Origin of the sequence: Cryobacterium sp. Hz7, assembly GCF_004402815.1 — a bacterium.
GTDB lineage: Bacteria > Actinomycetota > Actinomycetes > Actinomycetales > Microbacteriaceae > Cryobacterium > Cryobacterium sandaracinum.
Window position 1 is genome coordinate 1 of the sequence record NZ_SOFB01000023.1, and the last position, 19,520, is coordinate 19,520.

General features: G+C 67.3%; 17 protein-coding genes and 1 tRNA gene. 16 read left to right on the plus strand and 2 right to left on the minus strand.

Annotated elements, in window-relative coordinates; all coding sequences use genetic code 11:
- The first annotated feature begins 366 nt into the window (after positions 1-366).
- Positions 367-2,139: a 2-isopropylmalate synthase gene (leuA, locus tag E3N86_RS05340; RefSeq protein ID WP_134511519.1), complete on the plus strand. Its 1,773-nt coding sequence runs from the start codon at positions 367-369 to the stop codon at positions 2,137-2,139.
- 151 nt (positions 2,140-2,290) lie between these two features.
- Here the strand turns inward: leuA and E3N86_RS05345 are convergent, their stop codons facing one another.
- Positions 2,291-3,031 carry a hypothetical protein gene (locus tag E3N86_RS05345; protein WP_174842997.1) on the minus strand — a complete coding sequence of 247 codons (741 nt, stop codon included), beginning with the start codon at positions 3,029-3,031 and terminating at the stop codon, positions 2,291-2,293.
- Between the two features lie 110 nt (positions 3,032-3,141).
- On the minus strand, positions 3,142-3,840 hold the full coding sequence (locus tag E3N86_RS05350) for a trimeric intracellular cation channel family protein (protein ID WP_241980904.1): 699 nt from the start codon (positions 3,838-3,840) through the stop codon (positions 3,142-3,144).
- Between the two features lie 78 nt (positions 3,841-3,918).
- On the opposite strand from E3N86_RS05350, the gene recO reads away from it, so the two are divergent.
- The 15 genes from recO (at position 3,919) to E3N86_RS05420 (ending at position 19,493) form a co-directional block, all read left to right on the plus strand.
- On the plus strand, positions 3,919-4,641 hold the full coding sequence (gene recO / locus E3N86_RS05355) for a DNA repair protein RecO (RefSeq protein WP_134511520.1): 723 nt from the start codon (positions 3,919-3,921) through the stop codon (positions 4,639-4,641).
- Positions 4,638-5,468 carry an isoprenyl transferase gene (locus tag E3N86_RS05360; protein WP_104194227.1) on the plus strand — a complete coding sequence of 277 codons (831 nt, stop codon included), beginning with the start codon at positions 4,638-4,640 and terminating at the stop codon, positions 5,466-5,468. Before recO ends, E3N86_RS05360 begins: the two co-directional genes overlap by 4 nt.
- A gap of 40 nt (positions 5,469-5,508) precedes the next feature.
- The gene (locus E3N86_RS05365; RefSeq protein WP_134343376.1) at positions 5,509-6,168 is read left to right on the plus strand and encodes a DsbA family protein; all 660 of its coding nucleotides are present in this window, start codon (positions 5,509-5,511) and stop codon (positions 6,166-6,168) included.
- Positions 6,165-6,290, plus strand: coding sequence for a hypothetical protein (locus E3N86_RS17610; RefSeq protein WP_255409015.1), 126 nt, complete (start codon positions 6,165-6,167; stop codon positions 6,288-6,290). The genes E3N86_RS05365 and E3N86_RS17610 overlap by 4 nt, the downstream gene beginning before the upstream one ends.
- A gap of 45 nt (positions 6,291-6,335) precedes the next feature.
- A complete protein-coding gene (gene dusB / locus E3N86_RS05370) occupies positions 6,336-7,508 on the plus strand; it encodes a tRNA dihydrouridine synthase DusB (RefSeq protein WP_104099986.1) in 1,173 nt (390 codons plus the stop codon).
- Complete coding sequence (locus tag E3N86_RS05375; RefSeq protein ID WP_174842998.1) at positions 7,501-8,751, plus strand: deoxyguanosinetriphosphate triphosphohydrolase; 1,251 nt, start codon at positions 7,501-7,503, stop codon at positions 8,749-8,751. Before dusB ends, E3N86_RS05375 begins: the two co-directional genes overlap by 8 nt.
- Before the next feature lie 94 nt (positions 8,752-8,845).
- Complete coding sequence (dnaG, locus tag E3N86_RS05380) at positions 8,846-10,708, plus strand: DNA primase (RefSeq protein WP_134375012.1); 1,863 nt, start codon at positions 8,846-8,848, stop codon at positions 10,706-10,708.
- 166 nt (positions 10,709-10,874) lie between these two features.
- Positions 10,875-12,512 (plus strand): ABC transporter substrate-binding protein, encoded by a 1,638-nt coding sequence (locus E3N86_RS05385; RefSeq protein WP_134343379.1) that lies wholly within the window; start codon positions 10,875-10,877, stop codon positions 12,510-12,512.
- Positions 12,513-12,621: 109 nt separating this feature from the next.
- Positions 12,622-13,710 carry an ABC transporter permease gene (locus E3N86_RS05390; RefSeq protein WP_104099982.1) on the plus strand — a complete coding sequence of 363 codons (1,089 nt, stop codon included), beginning with the start codon at positions 12,622-12,624 and terminating at the stop codon, positions 13,708-13,710.
- A gap of 1 nt (position 13,711) precedes the next feature.
- Entirely contained in the window at positions 13,712-14,788 is a 1,077-nt protein-coding gene (locus tag E3N86_RS05395) for an ABC transporter permease (RefSeq protein ID WP_134375010.1), read from the plus strand.
- Entirely contained in the window at positions 14,785-16,473 is a 1,689-nt protein-coding gene (locus tag E3N86_RS05400; protein ID WP_134375008.1) for an ABC transporter ATP-binding protein, read from the plus strand. The genes E3N86_RS05395 and E3N86_RS05400 overlap by 4 nt, the downstream gene beginning before the upstream one ends.
- Positions 16,474-16,477: 4 nt before the next feature.
- Positions 16,478-17,398, plus strand: a complete 921-nt coding sequence (locus E3N86_RS05405) for an ATP-binding cassette domain-containing protein (RefSeq protein WP_134343381.1) — start codon at positions 16,478-16,480, stop codon at positions 17,396-17,398.
- Positions 17,382-18,389: a D-isomer specific 2-hydroxyacid dehydrogenase family protein gene (locus E3N86_RS05410; protein ID WP_104099978.1), complete on the plus strand. Its 1,008-nt coding sequence runs from the start codon at positions 17,382-17,384 to the stop codon at positions 18,387-18,389. The genes E3N86_RS05405 and E3N86_RS05410 overlap by 17 nt, the downstream gene beginning before the upstream one ends.
- A 64-nt stretch (positions 18,390-18,453) precedes the next feature.
- Positions 18,454-18,526: transfer RNA gene (locus E3N86_RS05415), tRNA-Asn, on the plus strand.
- An 88-nt stretch (positions 18,527-18,614) separates the two neighbouring features.
- Positions 18,615-19,493 (plus strand): sensor histidine kinase, encoded by an 879-nt coding sequence (locus tag E3N86_RS05420; protein WP_134343382.1) that lies wholly within the window; start codon positions 18,615-18,617, stop codon positions 19,491-19,493.
- Positions 19,494-19,520 lie beyond the last annotated feature (27 nt).

The window sequence follows — 19,520 nt, forward strand, 5'->3', positions numbered from 1 at the left end:
TCGGCTTCAAATCACCCGACGCCCTCATCGCCCTCGCCATGCTCAGCCTCGGCGGCCACAAACCAGTGCTCCCCGGCCGGGATTAACCCACAGAAGCAGCAGGAGAGCCGAGATTTTGCCTGTATCGGCCACGGACAGCCGGAAAACCGGCCATTTCCCGAAATTCTCCGTCGAATTCGTGCAACGCCGGATGCGATCGGGTGGCGTGACCCGATCCGCTGCCGAGGGTGCTGCCGAGGGTGGTAGCCTGCACTTATGTTTTTCGGTGAGCTGCTTCTTCGCTGCCGCGACGAGTCCTAATCTGAGGCCTCCCTCGTCGCGGAGTTCGTCGTTGGCTACCCACCATTCGCGAGGAGATCCCAGATCATGAAAAACAATCAGACCGCATCCCAGATGCCGATTCACAAGTACCGCCCGTATCAGGAGCAGTTCACGATCAAGCTGCCCGACCGCACCTGGCCGGACAAGCACATCACCGCGGCCCCGCGCTGGTGCGCCGTCGACCTGCGGGATGGCAACCAGGCGCTGATCGATCCGATGAGCCCCGAGCGCAAGCGCATCATGTTCGACATGCTCGTGCGGATGGGCTACAAGGAGATCGAGGTCGGCTTCCCGTCGGCCAGCCAGACCGACTTCGACTTCGTGCGCAGCCTGATCGACGGAAATGCCATTCCAGACGACGTGACCATCCAGGTGCTCACCCAGGCGCGCGAGCACCTGATCCGGCGCACCTACGAGTCGATCGCGGGCGCCAGGCAGGCCATCGTCCACCTCTACAATTCCACCAGCGTGCTGCAGCGCAAGGTCGTGTTCCGCGAAGACAAGCAGGGCATCATCGACATCGCGTTGGCCGGCGCGCGTCTCTGCCGCGCCGCCGAGGCATCCGTCCCCGGCACCACGGTCTACTACGAGTACTCCCCGGAGAGCTACACCGGTACCGAGCTGGGATTCGCCGTCGACGTCTGCAACCAGGTGCTGGAGGTCCTCGAGCCCACGCCGGAGCGCAAGGTCATCATCAACTTGCCCGCGACCGTCGAGATGGCCACACCCAACGTCTACGCCGACTCCATCGAGTGGATGTCCCGCCACCTCGCCCACCGCGAGAACGTGCTCATCTCCCTGCACCCGCACAACGACCGCGGCACAGCCATCGCGGCCGCGGAATTGGGCTACCTGGCCGGGGCCGACCGCATCGAAGGCTGCCTGTTCGGCAACGGGGAGCGCACGGGCAACGTCGACCTGGTGGCGTTGGGCGTCAACCTGTTCACCCAGGGCATCGACCCGCAGATCGACTTCAGCAACATCGACGAGGTCAAGCGCACCGCGGAGTACTGCAACCAGCTGCCTGTGCCCGAGCGCAGCCCCTGGGCCGGCGACCTGGTCTTCACCGCGTTCAGCGGCTCGCACCAGGACGCCATCAAGAAGGGCTTCGAGGCCATGGCAGTGGATGCCGCCACGCAGGACTGCGGCGTCGACGACCTGCTCTGGGCGGTCCCGTACCTGCCGATCGACCCGAAGGACCTCGGACGCAGCTACGAAGCCGTGATCCGGGTCAACTCCCAGTCCGGCAAGGGCGGCGTGGCCTACCTGCTCAAGACCGACCACGCCCTGGACCTGCCGCGCAAGCTGCAGATCGAATTCTCCGGCGTCGTGCAGTCCAAGACCGACCAAGAGGGCGGCGAGGTCACCAGTGAGCAGATCTGGGAGATCTTCAACGACGAGTACCTGCCGGCCAGCCACACCACGCCCGACGCCAAGTGGGGTCGGTTCGAGCTGCACGCCACGCGCACCTCGAGCGACCTTTCCGGTTCGGTCGAACTGTCCGTTGACCTGCGCGACGACACGACCGTGTCCAGCGCGGTCGGCGCGGGCAACGGCCCGATCGCGGCGTTCCTCGGCGTGATGGCCGAACGCGGCATCGCCATCACCCTCTACGACTTCGTCGAGCACGCCATGTCGGCAGGCGGCGACGCCCTCGCCGCGGCCTACGTCGAACTCGACGTCAACGGCACGCGGTTCTGGGGCGTCGGCATCGACGCGGACATCTCGACCGCCTCGCTCAAGTCGGTGGTGTCGGCGGTCAACCGCGGCATCCGCGCCGAGGCCGGCAAGCGGTCTCTGGCGGACGCGACCACCTGACCCCGGGTAGCCTCAGCCGGCACGTGAACTCATTCGGCGCGTGAACTCAGTCGGCGCGTGAGCAGAAAATCGTCAGCCCGGCCGAGTGCCTTCCCCGGGGGAGGCGCTCGGCTGGAGCGGTGGTTCTCGGCTGCGTGCTGTCAGTCCGGCTCTAGACCCGCGCCGTGTCCTTCGTCTTCGCCCGGTGCGTCGGAGCGACGTGAATCGGGTCGGCAGTCGCCCTGGCCGGTCGTGCCTTGGGCGCAGGGGTCAGCACCATCGTGCAGTCGTCGATCGCGCCGGCGAGCAGGTCGTAGAGCTGGCCGTCCGGGTCGGGAACGCACGCTTCCGCGATGCCCTGCACGGACACCCGGATGATGGTCTCCGCCGTGCGGTCCGTGAACTTGCTCCGAGACCAGGATCCCATCGAGGCGATGAAGTCTCGCGCCCACCGTTCGGTCGCCGGTGCCGCGTCAAACGAATTGCGGATGCGCAGGGCGACGTCGTCGGGAATGGTGCCGTTGGCCTCGGTCAGGTACCGTTCGCAGTTGAGGATCCCCACGGCAAGGGCCCGTTGGTGGTCTGCACTTGTGACCGGGAGCGCGGATGTGGCCGCCCGCAGAGCGATCAGCAGGCGCACCCGTGCGTTGTCCCCGCGCAGACCGATCACCGACGGGATCAGCGGGACCAGCCGGGCCCGGGCGGTGTCCGACGTGCAGTCGTTCACCATCCGAGCGACGGAGGCGAGTAACGGATGAGTGCAGGCAGGGTGGTCACTCCAGGCCACTCCGGCGAGATAGGAGGCGAACTCCATGAAACAGGCGCCGGAACGTGGGTTTCTGTGCTTGCCTCGGGACAGGACCGGCATCAAATCCGGCATCGAATCGGGCACGTTGCCCTTCATCATGTTCATGAGGTTCCTCCAAACGACGTGAGATCTTCTTACCAGTCTGACCCGGGACGCAATGAAAGGCGAGAGCGGAATCCGTCGTTTGTGGACCAGTTTCGGGCCCGTTCGGGGCCTCAGGCGCCGCGGTTCCTGCGCCGCCGGAAGGCGACGATATTGTCGCGCCGCCACCGGGGCCAACTGCCGATCGCGCGCTGCTGCGGAAGGCTCCAGCCGTACCGCGCAGCGAGGATCCGGATGACCGTCGTCACCACGACGCAGGCGATCCCGGCGATGGTGATGGGCACCTGCAGCATGAAGAGCACCACGAGCAGGCCGCTGCCGACCCCGGCCGCGACGGCGTAGAACGAGCCGACGTGCATCACGGCGATCGGCACGTTCAGCATCATGTCCCGCAGGGCCGACCCACCCACCGCCGTGACGACCCCGACGAACAGGGCGGGGATCTCCGGCAGGCCGGCGGCGAGTGCCTTGCTCGTGCCGAGGGCGCCGAACAGCCCGATGGTCACGGCGTCGAGGGCGATGATGAACGGGCCGAGCCGGTTGAACAGGCTCTGCAGCAGCATGCCGAGCAGAGCCGCCCCCGCGCACACCGGCAGGTACCAGTTACTCTGCAGCGCGGCCGGCACGCCGCCCAGCAGGATATCGCGGAGCAAACCGCCGCCGAGCCCCACGGTGACGCCGATCAGCGCGATGCCGAGCAGGTCGAAGCGGCGGTCGGTGAAGCGGCCGGCGAACATGGCGCCCTGCACGGCTCCGATGGCCACGGCCGTGAGGTCGAGCCAGAGCGGGATGAAGAATGAGGTGGAGGGCACCCCTAATGAAACCACTGAAACGGTGGGTATCGGCGCGCTTGACGACCCCGCGCTCCCGCCAGGTGGGAGAATTCAGGGGTGCCTGTCTACCGTGATGATGTCGTCGTGCTGCGCACCCAGAAACTGGGCGAAGCCGACCGCATCGTCACCATGCTCACGCGCCAGCACGGGAAGGTGCGCGCGGTGGCCAAGGGTGTGCGCCGCACCGCGTCGAAATTCGGGGCCCGGCTCGAACCGTTCATGGTCGCCGACGTGCAGCTTTGGGAGGGGCGGAGCCTCGACGTCATCACGCAGGCGGAGTCCATCGCTTCTTACGGAGCCCTGATCACGGCCGACTACCCGAGCTACACGGTGGCCAGCGCCATGGTCGAAACCGCCGACAAGCTCACCGAGGCGGAGGGTTCGCTGCAACAGTACCTGCTGCTCGTGGGTGCCCTCCGGTCGCTCTCCCGCCGTGAGCACGGCGCCGGCCTCACCCTCGACTCCTATCTGCTCCGAGCACTGTCGATGGCCGGCTGGGCACCCAGTTTCCAGGACTGCGCCCGGTGCGGAGCCCGGGGAGCCCACTCAGCGATGGTTGTGCAGGCTGGCGGGATCGTCTGCGACGATTGCGCAGCCCCTGGTTCGCCGAGGCTCGATCCGGCCACCATCACCCTGCTCGGCTCCCTCCTGACCGGCGACTGGGAGCACACCAAATCCACCCCTCCCCAGACCAGAGCCCAGGCCACCGGGGTTGTCGCCGCCTACACGCAGTGGCACCTCGGGCGCGGCCTTCGATCGTTGGAACACGTGAGTCGATGACCCCTGCGCCCTTCCTCAATCCTTTCGGCCAGAAGCCCCTGACCCACAAGGATGCGGTGCCGTTCAAACCCTTGGACTGGACGGGCCTGTACCCGCCCGCCCTGCCGAAGCAGGCCGTTCCCGAGCACGTGGCGGTCGTGATGGACGGCAACGGCCGGTGGGCGAACGCGCGCGGGCTGCCTCGGGTGGAAGGCCACAAGGCGGGGGAGGCCGCGCTTCTCGACGTCGTCGCCGGGGCCATCCAGATCGGCGTCAAACACCTGAGCGTCTACGCGTTCTCCACCGAGAACTGGAAGCGGTCACCCGACGAGGTTCGCTTCCTGATGGGATTCAACCGGGACGTCCTGCACCGCCGGCGCGATCAGCTCAACGAATGGGGGGTGCGCGTGCGGTGGGCCGGACGCAAGCCCCGGCTGTGGGCATCCGTCATCAAGGAACTGCAGTTCGCCGAACGGCTGACCACCGGGAACGACGTGCTCACCCTCACCATGTGCGTGAACTACGGCGGGCGCACCGAGATCGCGGATGCCGTGCGCGCCTTGGCTGAGGACGTGGCCGCAGGCAGGTTGAAGCCCGCCGGGATCACCGAGAAGTCGATCCAGCGGTACCTGTACACCGCGGACCTCCCCGACGTGGACCTGTTCGTGCGCAGTTCGGGGGAGCAGCGCACCAGCAACTTTCTGCTCTGGCAGAGCGCCTACGCGGAGATGGTGTTTTTGGACACCCTCTGGCCGGACTTCGGCCGGGGGGACCTGTGGCGGGCGATCGAGCTCTACGCGGCCCGTAACCGCCGCTACGGCGGCGCCGTGGACGCGCCGACCGTCTAGGCCGGGAATACAACGTGGGGCTCCATCGGTTGACCTCACAGTGAGTGAAGCCATCAAAGTAGACATCTGGTCCGACGTTCAGTGCCCCTGGTGCTACATCGGAAAGCGCAAGTTCGAGGCCGGGGCGGCCCTGTTCGACGGGAACGTCGAGGTTGAGTATCACAGCTTTGAACTCGCCCCGGATACCCCGGTCGACTTCGATGGCAGCCCCGTCGACTATCTCAGTCAGCGCAAGGGCCTGCCGGTCGCCGAGGTCGAGCAGATGCTCGAGCGCGTCACCGGCATTGCCGAGAGCGTCGGGCTGCACTACGACTACGACTCCGTGCATCAGACCAACACTGTCATCTCGCACGAGCTGCTGCACTACGCGAAGGCGCACGGCCGCCAGCTCGACATGAAAGAACGACTGCTCAAGGCCTACTTCGTCGACGGCCGCCACGTCGGCCGGATCGCCGACCTCGCAGACCTCGCCGCCGAAATCGGCCTGGACCGTGACGACGTCATCCGCGCCCTGACCGCCCACGACTTCCTCGCGGATGTCAAGGCCGACGTCGCTCAGGCCAACGCCTACGGCATCCAGGGGGTGCCCTTCTTCGTCATCGACGGCAAATACGGGATCTCCGGCGCCCAGGACCCCGACACCTTCGCCCAGGCCCTCCGCCAGGCGCACACCGAAAAATCCGAGGAGAAAAACAAATGAGCGACGCACCAGATACCACCGCCCCGGTCGCCCCCGCCGAGGCCGCGTCCGTTCCCACGATCGAACTTCTCGGCCAAGCCGCGGCCGGCGGATGCTGCGGCGGCGGCTCCTGCGGCGTCTAGCCGGGGCGTCAGGTAGGCGTTCCGGCGTGGGGGAGAATTGAACGGATGACTTCCGTAACCCAGACCAGCCCGGCGAACCTCACGATCGGCCCGCTCACGCTCGACGTGCCCGTCGTTCTCGCGCCCATGGCAGGGATTACCAACACGGCGTTTCGTCGTCTGTGCCGTGAATACGGCGCAGGCCTCTATGTCAGCGAGATGATAACCTCCCGTGCGCTGGTCGAACGCACGCCGGAGTCGATGCGACTGATCAACCATCACGAGAGCGAAAAGACCCGCTCAATCCAGCTGTACGGCGTGGACCCGAAGACCGTCGCCGAGGCGGTCACCCTGCTTGTGGCCGAGGACCGGGCCGACCACATCGACCTCAACTTCGGCTGCCCGGTTCCCAAGGTCACCCGCAAGGGCGGCGGCGCCGCCCTGCCCTGGAAGCTCGGGCTCTTCCGTCAGATCGTCGAGGGTGCCGTCACCGCGGCCGGTGACGTGCCGGTTACCGTCAAGATGCGCAAGGGCATCGACTCCGATCATCTGACCTATCTGGAGGCCGGCAAGGCGGCCGAGGGCGCCGGTGTCGCGGCCATCGCCCTGCATGCCCGCACGGCCGCCGAGTACTACTCCGGCCAGGCCGACTGGTCCGCCATCGCGACCCTCAAGAAAACCGTCACCAGCGTGCCCGTGCTCGGCAACGGTGACATCTGGTCCGCCGAGGACGCCCTGCGCATGGTCGCGGAGACCGGCTGTGACGGCGTCGTCGTCGGGCGTGGCTGCCTGGGCCGCCCCTGGCTGTTTGGTGACCTCGCCGCGGCTTTCCGCGGCGGCGAGTTCGGCGCGGCGGCTGCCAGGATCCAGCCCAACCTGGGCCAGGTCGCCGACGCCTTCCGCCGCCACGCGGTGCTCTTGACCGAATTCTTCGAGAGCGAGGAGCGAGCCTGCCGGGACATCCGCAAGCATGTGGCCTGGTATTTCAAGGGCTACCCGGTCGGCGGCGACCTGCGGGCGAGCCTGGCCTCGGTCGTCTCGCTCGCGCAGCTCGACGATCTGCTGGGCACCCTCGACGGCGATCAGGACTACCCCGGCGAGGGCGCCGAGGGGCCCCGGGGTCGGGCCGGCAGCCCGAAGAAAACCTCACTTCCTGAACACTGGCTCGACTCCCAGGAGCTGGTGTCGGCGGAACGCGCCAATCTGACCGAAGGTGAAGGGGACACAAGCGGTGGCTAATGAGACCGGATACAGCAGGCACGACGAGGAACGCTGGCTGCCTGAGGAGCACGGCTCCAGGCGCAGCGATTTCGCTCGCGACCGGGCCCGGCTTTTGCACTCGAGCGCTCTGCGCCGGTTGGCCGCGAAGACCCAGGTGCTGAGCCCGGCCGCCGGTCTCGATTTCGCGCGCAACCGACTCACCCATTCTCTCGAGGTCGCCCAGGTCGGGCGCGAACTCGCTCTGCGGCTGGGCCTCGACCCGGACATCGTCGACACCGCCTGCCTGGCGCACGACATCGGCCATCCGCCCTTCGGCCACAACGGCGAGAAGGCCCTCAACACCTGGTCCGCAGACATCGGCGGCTTCGAGGGTAACGCGCAGACGCTCCGCCTGCTCACCCGACTCGAACCCAAGGTCTTCGGCCGTCACGGCCGCAGCTATGGGCTCAATCTCACCCGGGCGAGCCTCGACGCGAGCTGCAAATACCCCTGGCCAGCCGACTCGTCGGTCGCCGATCCGAGCGGCCGCGCCAAGTACGGCTTCTACCCGGACGACAGGGAGGCCTTCGAGTGGATGCGCGCCGGCGCCGCGGAGCGCCGGCGCTGCATCGAGGCGCAGGTGATGGACCTCTCCGACGACATCGCGTATTCCGTGCACGACTTCGAGGACGCCGTCGTCAACGGCTACATCGACGTCGGCCAGCTCGGCAGCCGGACCAACCACGAGTCGCTTCTGGCCACGATGACCGAGTGGACCGGCGATGGTCTCTCCGAGGAGGACCTGGCCGACGCCTTCGACCGGCTGGACTCGCTCAACGCCTGGCTTGAGACCTGGTCGGGCAGCCGCCGCGACCAAGGCCTGCTGAAGAACTTGACCAGCCAGCTGATCGGCCGCTTCAGCGGTGCCGCCGTGCGCGCCACCCGCGACGCCAACCCGGGGGGCGACCTGATTCGGTTCGGCGCCCACGTGGTCGTGCCGCGGGAGGTCGAGGCGGAGATCGCCGTGCTCAAGGGCATCGTGGCGACCTTCGTGATGACGCGACAGACCCGCAAGCCCATCTATGTGGAGCAGAGGCAGGTGCTCACCCTGTTGGCGCGCACGCTGCACGCGACGGGGGACGAACACCTCGACGCGGGATACCGGGAGGACTGGCACGCAGCCGCCGACGCCGCAGCCCGCAAACGCGTCGTCGTCGACCAGGTCGCCAGCCTTACCGACCAGTCCGCGCTGGCCTGGTACGAACGCCTGGTAAAGCACTGACCCGCGCGATCAACAGCACGGACAGCACGGGCAGCACCGCACAGAACGACGCCACTACACCGAACACCGACACGGGCAGGACTAACATTCAGCTATGGCAGGCCTGATTCGACAAAACGACATCGAAGAGGTCAAGTCCCGCACCAACATCGCCGACATCGTCGGCGACTACGTGAGTCTCAAGTCCGCCGGCGTGGGATCGATGAAGGGGCTGTGCCCCTTTCACGACGAGCGCAGCCCAAGCTTCCACGTGCGCCCACAGGTCGGTTTCTACCACTGCTTCGGTTGCGGCGAGAGCGGCGACGTCTACTCCTTTCTGCAGAAAATGGACCACGTCAGTTTCAGTGAGGCCGTCGAACGGCTCGCCGGCCGGGTCGGTATCGAGTTGCACTACGAGGGCGGCGCCGGCGAGGCTCCCGACCACACCAATCGGGCCCGCCTGTACGCCGCCAACCAGGCCGCGGCCGACTTCTTCGTGGAACGCCTCGGCAGCCCCGGCGCCCTGGTCGGGCGTACCTTCCTCGGCGAACGCGGCTTCGACTCCCTCGCGGCCGCCCGGTTCGGGGTCGGCTTCGCCCCGAAAAGCTGGGACGAGCTCACCAACCACCTGCGCGCCAGGGGGTTCTCCACCGAGGAACTCACGCTGTCCGGTCTCGTTTCCAGCGGCGACCGCGGCGTGTACGACCGGTTCCGCGGCCGCCTGGTCTGGCCGATCCGGGACATCACCGGGCAGACCATCGGCTTCGGGGCGCGTCGGCTCCTCGACGACGACAAGGGACCCAAATATCTGAATACCCCCGAAACGCCGATCTACCACAAGTCCCAGGTGCTCTACGGGCTTGACCTCGCCAAACGCGACATTTCCCGAGGCCACCAGGTCGTCGTCGTGGAGGGATACACCGACGTCATGGCCTGCCACCTTGCCGGGGTGACGACCGCGGTCGCCACCTGCGGCACATCCTTCGGGGTCGATCACATCAAGGTGCTGCGTCGCGTGCTCGGCGACGACAGCGGGGTCGGCGAGGTCGTGTTCACGTTCGATCCGGATGCCGCCGGCCAGAAGGCCGCCGTGCGCGCATTCAGCGAGGAGCAGCGTTTCTCCGCCCAGACGTACGTGGCCGTCGCGCCCGAGGGACTGGACCCGTGCGACCTGCGACTGCACCGCGGCGATGACGCCGTGCGCCGACTGATCGACTCGAAAAAGCCCATGTTTGAATTCATGATCCGGCAGTTGCTCGGCCAATACAACCTCGACACGGTGGAGGGTCGCGTCGCCGCGCTTCGCGCCGCGGCGCCGATCGTCGGCGACATCCGTGACCCGACCCTGCGACCCGGTTACACGCACGAGCTGGCGCGCATGCTCGGCATGGAGCTCGGCGAGGTCGGCAAGGCCGTCTCCGCCGCTCTGTCGCGCTCCCGGAGCACCAGTACGGCCACTCCGGGAGCTCGGCCGGGGGAGAACGAGCCGGTGCCCCGGGAGCAGCCGTTCTCCATGATCGACCTGGCGACCGACCCCGTCACCCGGCTGGAACGCGACGGCCTGATGGCCATGCTGCAGCGCCCTACCGTCGTCGGGGTGGATCTGATCCAGCGCGCCGCGGCCACGAACTTCGTGAACACCTCCCTGGCAGTGGTGCGCGACGCCATCGCGGCCACCGCGCCCCACCACGACGCCGTCGACTGGCTCGACCGCATCGTCGCCGAGGTCCCGGCCACGCTGGAAAACCTGGTCAAGGAGTTGGCGATGGCTTCCCTGCCCGAACGGTCCGAACGCGAAATCGGCCGCTACGTGCGCGACATCACCGTGGCCCTGATCGACCGGGACCTGCTTCGCCAGAAGGCCGAACTGCTCGGTCGGCTCCAGCGCGCGGATGCGACCAATCGCGACGTCTATGTGGCGCTCCAGCGGGAGCTGGTGCGAGTCGAGGCCGAGCGCCGCAACCTCCGGGAGGATTAGACCGGGCTCGTCTCGCCCGGCTCCTCCTTGGTTGCAGCTCGATAAAGATGCATCGTATTGCGCCGGGACACCGCGCATTCTGTGCTACTTCTTTTCCTACAGCAATGCTGGCCGTGCACGATTCCTGCGCCCGGCATCGGTTTTCTAGAGGAAGAGGCTCACGGCTATGGCATTCTCATCCACTTCACGCGCGAGAGGGCTCAGTGCCGCCGCGGTTGTCGCGGTCGCCGCGTTGACCCTGGCGGGCTGCTCCGCCGGCGGAACCGACGACGAGACCAGCTCGGGTGGCGAAGCCATCACGATCGGCACGACCGACAAGATCACGTCGCTTGACCCGGCCGGTTCCTACGACAACGGCTCGTTCGCGGTGCAGAACCAGGTCTTCCCATTCTTGATGAACACGCCCTACGGCAGTCCGGACGTCGAGCCCGACATCGCCACGGCCGCCGCGTTCACCAGCCCCAACGAGTACACGGTCACCCTCAAGCCCGGTCTGAAGTGGGCCAACGGCAACGAACTCACCTCCTCCGACGTCAAGTTCACCTTCGACCGCCAGCTGGCGATCGCGGACGACAACGGCCCCTCCTCGCTGCTCTACAACCTGGACAGCGTCGCGGCCCCCGATGACACCACGGTTGTCTTCACCCTCAAGCAGGCGGACGACCAGATCTTCCCGCAGATCCTGTCCAGCCCGGCTGGCCCCATCGTCGACGAGGACACCTTCTCGGCCACGAAGCTCACGCCGGACCAGGACATCGTCGACGCCAACGCGTTCGCCGGCCAGTACGTCATCACCAGCTACGACTTCAACAACCTGGTCGGCTACAAGGCCAACCCGGACTACGAGGGTCTCCTGGGCGCGGCCAAGACCGACGTCGTCAACGTGAAGTACTACGCCGACGCCTCCAATCTGAAGCTCGAAGTGCAGCAGGGTGATATCGACGTGGCGTTCCGTAGCCTGTCGGCCACCGACATCGAGGACCTGCGCGGCAACGACAAGGTCAAGGTCGTCGACGGACCCGGCGGCGAACTCCGCTACATCGTCTTCAACTTCGACACCCAGCCGTTCGGCGCCAAGACCGCCGAGGCCGACCCGGCCAAGGCCCTTGCCGTGCGCCAGGCCGTGGCCGACCTGGTCGACCGCGACGAAATCGCCGAGCAGGTCTACAAGGGCACGTACACCCCGGTGTACTCCTACGTTCCCGCCGGACTGACCGGTGCCACCGAGTCCCTCAAGGGCCTCTACGGCGACGGTGAGGGTGCCCCCGACGTCGACAAGGCCGCGGCAACCCTCAAGGCCGCCGGCGTGACCGGTCCGGTAAAGCTCAACCTCCAGTACAGTAACGACCACTACGGCCCGTCGTCCGGCGACGAGTACGCCCTGGTCAAAGACCAGCTGGAAGCCTCGGGCCTCTTCACCGTCGACCTGCAGACCACCGAGTGGGTTCAGTACTCGAAGGACCGCACGACGGATGTCTACCCCATCTACCAGCTCGGTTGGTTCCCGGACTACTCTGACGCCGACAACTACCTGACCCCGTTCTTCCTCGAAGGCGGCTTCCTCAAGAACCACTACAGCGACACGGTGGTCGACGCCCTGATCCTGAAGCAGGCCGTCACCGCCGATCCCGCCGAGCGCACGAAGCTGATCGAGGAGATCCAGGACAAGGTCGCCGCGCAGCTGTCGACCGTGCCGCTGCTCCAGGGCGCCCAGGTTGCCGTCACCGGCCCCGATGTGACCGGAACCAGCGACACGCTCGACGCGTCGTTCAAGTTCCGTTACGCGGCACTGGTCAAAGGTTAGTTCGTCAACCGGTTAGCATTTTCTAATTTGAAACCCGGGGGCATCCAGCCGCTTGCGCGCTGGGTGCCCCCGTCACGTTCTAATCGCACAGTCCTATCGTTAGGCAGGAATGACCACTGTGACCACGCGCCCCCCGTCGCCCCGCGCGACGGGACGCAAGAAACGTCCCGCAACTGACGGCGGGATCGGCCGGTACATCCTGATCCGCTTTCTGCTGATCTTTCCCACCATCTTCATCCTCGTGTCCATGGTCTTCTGGCTGATGCGCACGACCGGTGACCCGATCACGGCCGCTCTCGGCGGGCGTCTCGGGCCCGAACAGCTGGCCGAGCGCATCCAGGCCGCCGGCTACGACCGGCCCATCTTCGTGCAGTACATCGAGTACCTGGGTCAGGTGTTCACCGGCAACTTCGGCACGACCATCAGCACCAACCGTCCCGTCTCCGAGATCCTGGTCACCTATGGGCTGGCCACGTTCGAGCTCGTCTTCTACGCCCTCGTCGTCGCGTTCATCGTCGGGATTCCCCTGGGCATGGTCGCCGCCTATTGGCGGGACAAATCCGCGGACGCCTTCCTCCGGGTTTTCGCGATCCTCTGCTACGCCACGCCGGTGTTCTTCTCCGGGCTGTTGTTCAAACTCGTCTTCGCCGTCTACCTCGACGTGCTTCCCGTCTCCGGGCGGGCCTCGACCGGTTCCGAGCTGCAGATGCAGCTGTTGCCGAACCAGACCGGCCTGTACACGATCGACGCCATCCTGACCGGGGACCCGACCGTGCTCGGGGACGTTCTCGAGCATGCCGTGCTCCCCGCGCTGACGCTCGGGCTGCTCACTGCGGGGGTCTTCCTCCGCCTCGTGCGCACCAACGTGATCGGAACCCTCGGCACCGATTACGTCGACGCCGCTCGCTCGCGTGGGGTGAGCGAGTTCCGCCTGGTGCGGAAGCACGCCTACCGGCCGGCCCTGATCCCGATCATCACCGTGATCGGCCTCCAGATCGCCCTGCTGCTCGGCGGCGCCGTGCTGACCGAGACCACCTTCGAATGGAAGGGCCTGGGCTTCATGCTCTCCGAGTTCCTCAAGGCCCGGGACTTCGTGGCCGTGCAGGGGATCGTCGCCCTGCTCGCCGTGATCGTCGCCCTCTCCAACTTCGTCGTCGATATCATCGCCGCACTGATCGACCCGAGAGTGAGGTACTGAGATGAGTGACGCCACCGTGATCTCCGCCCGGCAGAAGCGCAGCGTCTGGTCCCGCCTCCCCGTCGTGCACCAGCTCAGGCAGAGCATCGGACTCCAGCGCGGGATGCTGGTCGCCGGCCTGGTGATCACCACTCTCTTCGTGCTGACCGCCATTTTCGCCCCCGTGCTCGCGCCCTACGGCTTCAGCCAACTGCGCGACGCCGACGGCGCCTTCGGAGCCCAGCAGCCGCCCGGGGGCGCGCATCCGCTGGGCACCACCGTCAGCGGCTACGACGTGCTCTCCCGGGTGCTGTGGGGTGCCCAGACCGCCCTGTTCGTGATCATTGTGGCCGTCCTACTGTCGATCTTCGCCGGGGTGTTCCTCGGACTGGTGTCGGGCTATTTCGGCGGCTGGCTCGACCGGATCCTGGTGGTCGTCTCCGACGCCGTCTACGCGTTCCCATCGCTGCTTCTCGCCATCGTGATGTCGATCGTCATCTCCGGGGGCAAGTCCAACCTGATCGGCGGTGTGCTGGCGGCGGCGATCTCGATCACCGTGGTCTTCATCCCGCAGTACTTCCGAGTGATCCGCGCCGAAACGGTGCGGATCAAGGCGGAGGCCTACGTGGAATCCGCACGCGTGCTGGGTGCCGGCAGCGGCCGGATCATGTTCCGGCACGTGTTCCGCAATGCCACCCGCACCCTTCCGCTGATCTTCACCCTGAACTCGTCGGAGGCCATCCTGACCCTCGCGGGCCTCGGCTTTCTCGGGTTCGGCATTGAACCGACGGCCGCCTCCGAGTGGGGCTACGACCTCAACAAGGCCCTCTCGGACGTCACCAGCGGCATCTGGTGGACGTCACTGTTCCCCGGCCTGGCCATCGTGCTCGTCGTGCTCGGCATTACGCTGGTCGGCGAAAGCCTCAACGACCTGGCCGATCCCCGCCTGCGCGGACGCCGCGCAGTCGGCCAGTCGGCCGGGATCGTCGCGCAGACCTCGGTCGTTCCCGGTGGCACCCTCGTCGCCGGCCCCGGCGGTCTCGACGGACTGGAAGGCGCCGCAACCCATCACACCGAAGGACTCGAGGAGCGACCATGACCGACGTGCTCACCATCACCGATCTGGGCATTTCGTTCGCGACCGACGCCGGAGCCGTTCGGGCCGTTGACGGCGTCACCCTGCGGGTCGCTCCCGGCGAGGTCCTGGCCATCGTCGGCGAGAGCGGGAGCGGCAAGACCGTCACCGCCAAGACCATCCTCGGGCTGCTGCCGGAGACGGCGACCGCCTCCGGGGCCGTCATCCTCAGCAGCAAGGACGGCTCGAGCGAGAGCAACGTCATCGCGCTCAGCACAGCCCAGCTGCGGCAGGTTCGCGGCACCGACGTCTCAATGGTGTTCCAAGAACCCTCGACCGCGCTGAACCCCGTCTTCACGGTGGGTTGGCAAATCATGGAGGGCATCCGCGCGCACGGCCAGTTCAGTCGCAAGGAAGCCCGCAAGAAGGCCATCGAGGTCCTCGGGCGGGTCGGTATCCCCGACGCGGAAACCCGCGTCGACTACTACCCGCACCAGTTCTCCGGTGGCCAGAAGCAGCGCGTCGTGATCGCCATGGCCCTGGTGCTCGACCCCGGCCTGATCGTCGCCGACGAGCCGACCACGGCGCTCGACGTGACCGTGCAGGCCGAGATCCTGGACTTACTGCGCCGCTGCCGCGATGAATTCGGCACGGCGATCGTGCTCATCACCCACAACATGGGCGTGGTCGCAGACCTCGCCGACCGGGTTGCGGTGATGTACCAGGGCAAGGTCGTCGAAGAGGCGGATGCCCAAACCCTCTTCCGCTCGCCGCAGAACGACTACACGAAGAAGCTGCTCGCCGCCGTGCCTCACGTGGGCCAGGGGGTCGTGCACGCCGCCGCCCGTGCCACGGCCCGCGCGGCCGGCTGGGAGCAGCAGGCGCCGGTCGTCGTCGCCGACCAGCTCCGAATCGAATACCCCGGCCGGCTCGGCCGGTCCGGTTTCACCGCCGTCGACGGCGTGAGCTTCCTGATCCGGCCCGGTGAGGTTCTCGGTCTGGTGGGGGAGAGCGGTTCTGGCAAGACCACGATCGGGCGGGCCATCGCCGGCCTGACCCGGGTGACCGGTGGCTCTCTGACCGTGATGGGCCACGAGATGAACGGGTTCAAGGAGCGTGCGTTCCGGAAGTTCCGCAGCGACATCGGGTTCGTCTTCCAAGACCCGGCGTCGAGTTTCAACCCGCTGCTGACCATCGCCGACTGCGTCGCTGAACCGCTGGTGGTGCACGGTCGGGCGAAGAACGCCGCCCACGCTCGCCCGCGGGTCAACGAGCTCCTCGAGGCCGTGCAGCTGCCGCGTGCCTACGGCGACCGTTACCCGCACGAGCTGAGCGGCGGCCAGCGCCAGCGCGCGAGCCTGGCGCGGGCGCTCGCCCTGGAGCCGCCACTGCTGATCGCCGACGAGCCCACCAGCGCTCTCGACGTCTCCGTGCAGGCGCGGGTGCTGGAGCTGTTCGCCGAACTCCAGCGGGAGTTCGGCTTTGCCGCGCTGTTCATCAGTCATGACCTGGCTGTCGTCGACCTCGTCGCGGACCGGATCGCGGTGCTGTACCGAGGAAAACTGGTCGAGGAGGGCACCAGCGCCGAGGTTCTCGGTGCACCCAAGGATCCCTACACCCAGCGGCTCCTGGCCTCCTTGCCCGTGCCGGACCCGGCCGAGCAGGCCCTGCGCCGGGAGGGACTGCGCCGGCTGCGTGAGGCAGGATAGACACATGATCCGCGGCGCCGCACCGACAAGTCCGACAAGTCCGACAAGTCCGATCTCCACCAGTGACCTGACGGTCGAGTACCCGCCGCACGGTGCCAGCGGCGCATTCACGGCCGTGCGTGGCCTTACCCTGCAGGTCGGGGTCGGCGAGGTGCTCGGACTTCTCGGGCAGAGCGGTTCGGGCAAGAGCACGCTGGCCCGGGTTCTGTCGGGCGCCGCGTTCAGCCACGGCGGCGGAGGCACCGGCGACGTTCGACCAGAGATCACCGGGGGAGAGGCGACGGTGCTCGGGTACCGGCTCCGCGGCATCCGTCGGCGCAAGCTGGCCCGGCTCACCTTCGGGGTGGGGCACCTCGCCCAGGATGCCGCCGACACGCTGCCCTCGACTCTGACGGTGGCGGAGATCGTGGCCGAGCCCGTGCTCGACCGAGACCGGCGCTACGACCGGCACATCCTCGACGAGCAAGTGGCGACCATGGTCGACGCGGTGCGGCTTCCGTTGTCGGTGCTCACCAAATTCCCCTACGAGCTGAGCAATGGTCAGCGTCAGCGGGTGGCGCTGGCCCGGGCGCTGGTATTCGGGCCGTCGGTCCTGATCGCGGACGAGCCGACGGCCGGCGTCGATGCCACCGTCCGGGACGCCGTGGTCGACCTGATCGGCGAGCTGCAGCGCGAGCGGGCCTTCTCGGCGCTGGTGATCAGTTCCGATCTCAGCGTGCTTCGCCGGGTCGCAGACCGAATCGCCGTGCTGCACCAGGGCGTGCTGGTGGGGCTGGGCACGATCGACGAGGTGTTCGACGACCCGTGGCATCCGTATGTCGCCGGCCTGGCTGCGGCTCTGATGGGGGAGGCGCCGGACGAGGAGAACGACGACGACAACTACGATTACGAGAGTGAATCCGACGAACATGTCATCGAAAACTGAATCCGTGCAACACCAGGCCGTTCTCACCGACGAGGTCACGCCCCTTCCGGCGCACCGACGACCGGCCCCCGGTCCGATCACCATCCTGCCGCGGCCGGAACCGGCCTTCTCCCGGGCGGTCGAGGCTGCCGGGGGAACCGTGACGGAGCTCTCCGGCGAGACCCGCGGACTGATCTGGCTGGACTACGGCCGGGCCGACGAGCTGCGCGCCACCCTGCACGCGTATCCCGGCATCGGGTGGGTGCAGCTCCCCTGGGCGGGCGTCGACGCCTTCAGTGGGGTGCTTGCCGGCCTGGACCGCCCGGACCTTCTCTGGACCAGCGCGAAGGGCGCGTACGCGCAGCCCGTCGCCGAACACGCCCTGGCTCTCACCCTGGCGCTGTTGCGGGTGCTGCCGAAGCGCGCTCGGGCCGAGGGCTGGAGCACGCTGTCCGAGGGGCGCTCGCTCTACGGCCTCAACGTGACCATCATCGGCGCTGGTGGGATCGCCCGTGAGCTGATCCGCCTGCTCGCGCCGTTCGGCACCCACGTCACAGTGGTGCGCCGCAGCACCGAGCCGGTGCCCGGTGCGGCTCAGACGGTGGTGACGGACGCCCTCTCCGGCGTTCTCCAGACCAGCGACGTCGTCGTCGTGGCCGCTGCGCTCACGGGCGGCACCCGCCACCTGATCGGCCGGGCCGAACTCGAGCTGATGCGGCCCGAGACCGTGCTCGTCAACATCGCCCGCGGCCCGCTCGTCGACACGGACGCTCTGGTGGCAGCGCTGGCCGCAGGAACCATCGCCGGCGCGGCCCTCGACGTGACGGATCCGGAGCCGTTGCCGCAGGGGCATCCGCTCTGGGCCGAGGCGCGGTGCTTGATCACGCCGCATTCGGCCGACACGCCCGAGATGACCGCCCCGCTCCTGGCCGAGCGGATTCGCCTGAATGTGGGTGCCTTCCTTGCGGATGGGCGGTACGTCGGGGTCGTTGACCCTCAAATCGGCTACTGACGGTTGACGCCGATTTGGCAGATCACCAACTTTTGATAAAGTAACAGAGCTGTTCAAGCGACATTCCTCGATAGCTCAATTGGCAGAGCAGCGCACTGTTAATGCGCAGGTTCTTGGTTCGAGTCCAAGTCGGGGAGCGAAAGGCCACCAAGGGCTCCACCCCTGGTGGCCTTTTTTGTATCCCGTTCATTTCCGTGCGACGCGGTCGCAGAAAAGGCGGCATCCGTGGAGTCCTGGCTCACCGTGAGCACCGTTCTGGCCGTGCTCGTCGTCGGGCTGCTCGCCCTCTGGCTGGTCACCCTTGTCCGGGCTCGGCGCGTGGTCTTCGACCGCACGGCGGCCGAACGGCTACGCATTGACCTGCAACTGTCTCTTGCCGAACAACAGGGCCGGCTCGGCATCATCCGGGATCTTCAGGACGTGGCCGTGCTGTCCGTCGCGCGGCTGATCACCCGTGCCGAAGGTGCCCGCTACACGGCCGAGAGCGACCCGTCCAGCGCCGTGCGGGTGGCGACGGCATTGGTCGACGATGGCCGGGTGGCGCTGGCCGACATGCGCCGCGTGCTGACGATCGTGCGCGAGGGTGAATCTGTCTCCGCCGCCCAGCCGGGCCTGCAGTCGGCGAAGGACCTGTTCCGAGTCATGCGTGACGCGGGCGTCACCGTGGTCTTCACCGAGTCAGGCGAGCGGTTCCCGCTCAAGCCGGGCGCCGAGCTGGCCGTCATCCGTATCCTGCAGAGCGCGCTGGCCAACACCCTCACTCATGGAGGACGAGGCACGGAGGCTCGGGTCACGATCTCGTGGACTCAGGACGGGCTGCAGCTGCTGGTCGCGGATGACGGCATCCGTGCGGTGGCTCGCCGGGACAGTGCCGACGCCGCCGACTTCGCCGCGCGCACGAAGTACACGATCGACGACGACCTCAAGGCGCTGAGTGCGAACGTAGCCGGGGCAGGCATCACCCAGATGCGCGAGCGCACCGCGATGTTCGGTGGCATCTTCAACGCCGGGACCGTGCCCGGCGTCGGGTTCACGGTCACGGCCATCTTCCCGTCATTGCGCTTCCACAACGGCATCCACGGAGTGGACCTCGACCGCGGCTGATTCTTTCGCCGGGCCAGCGGATCAGGC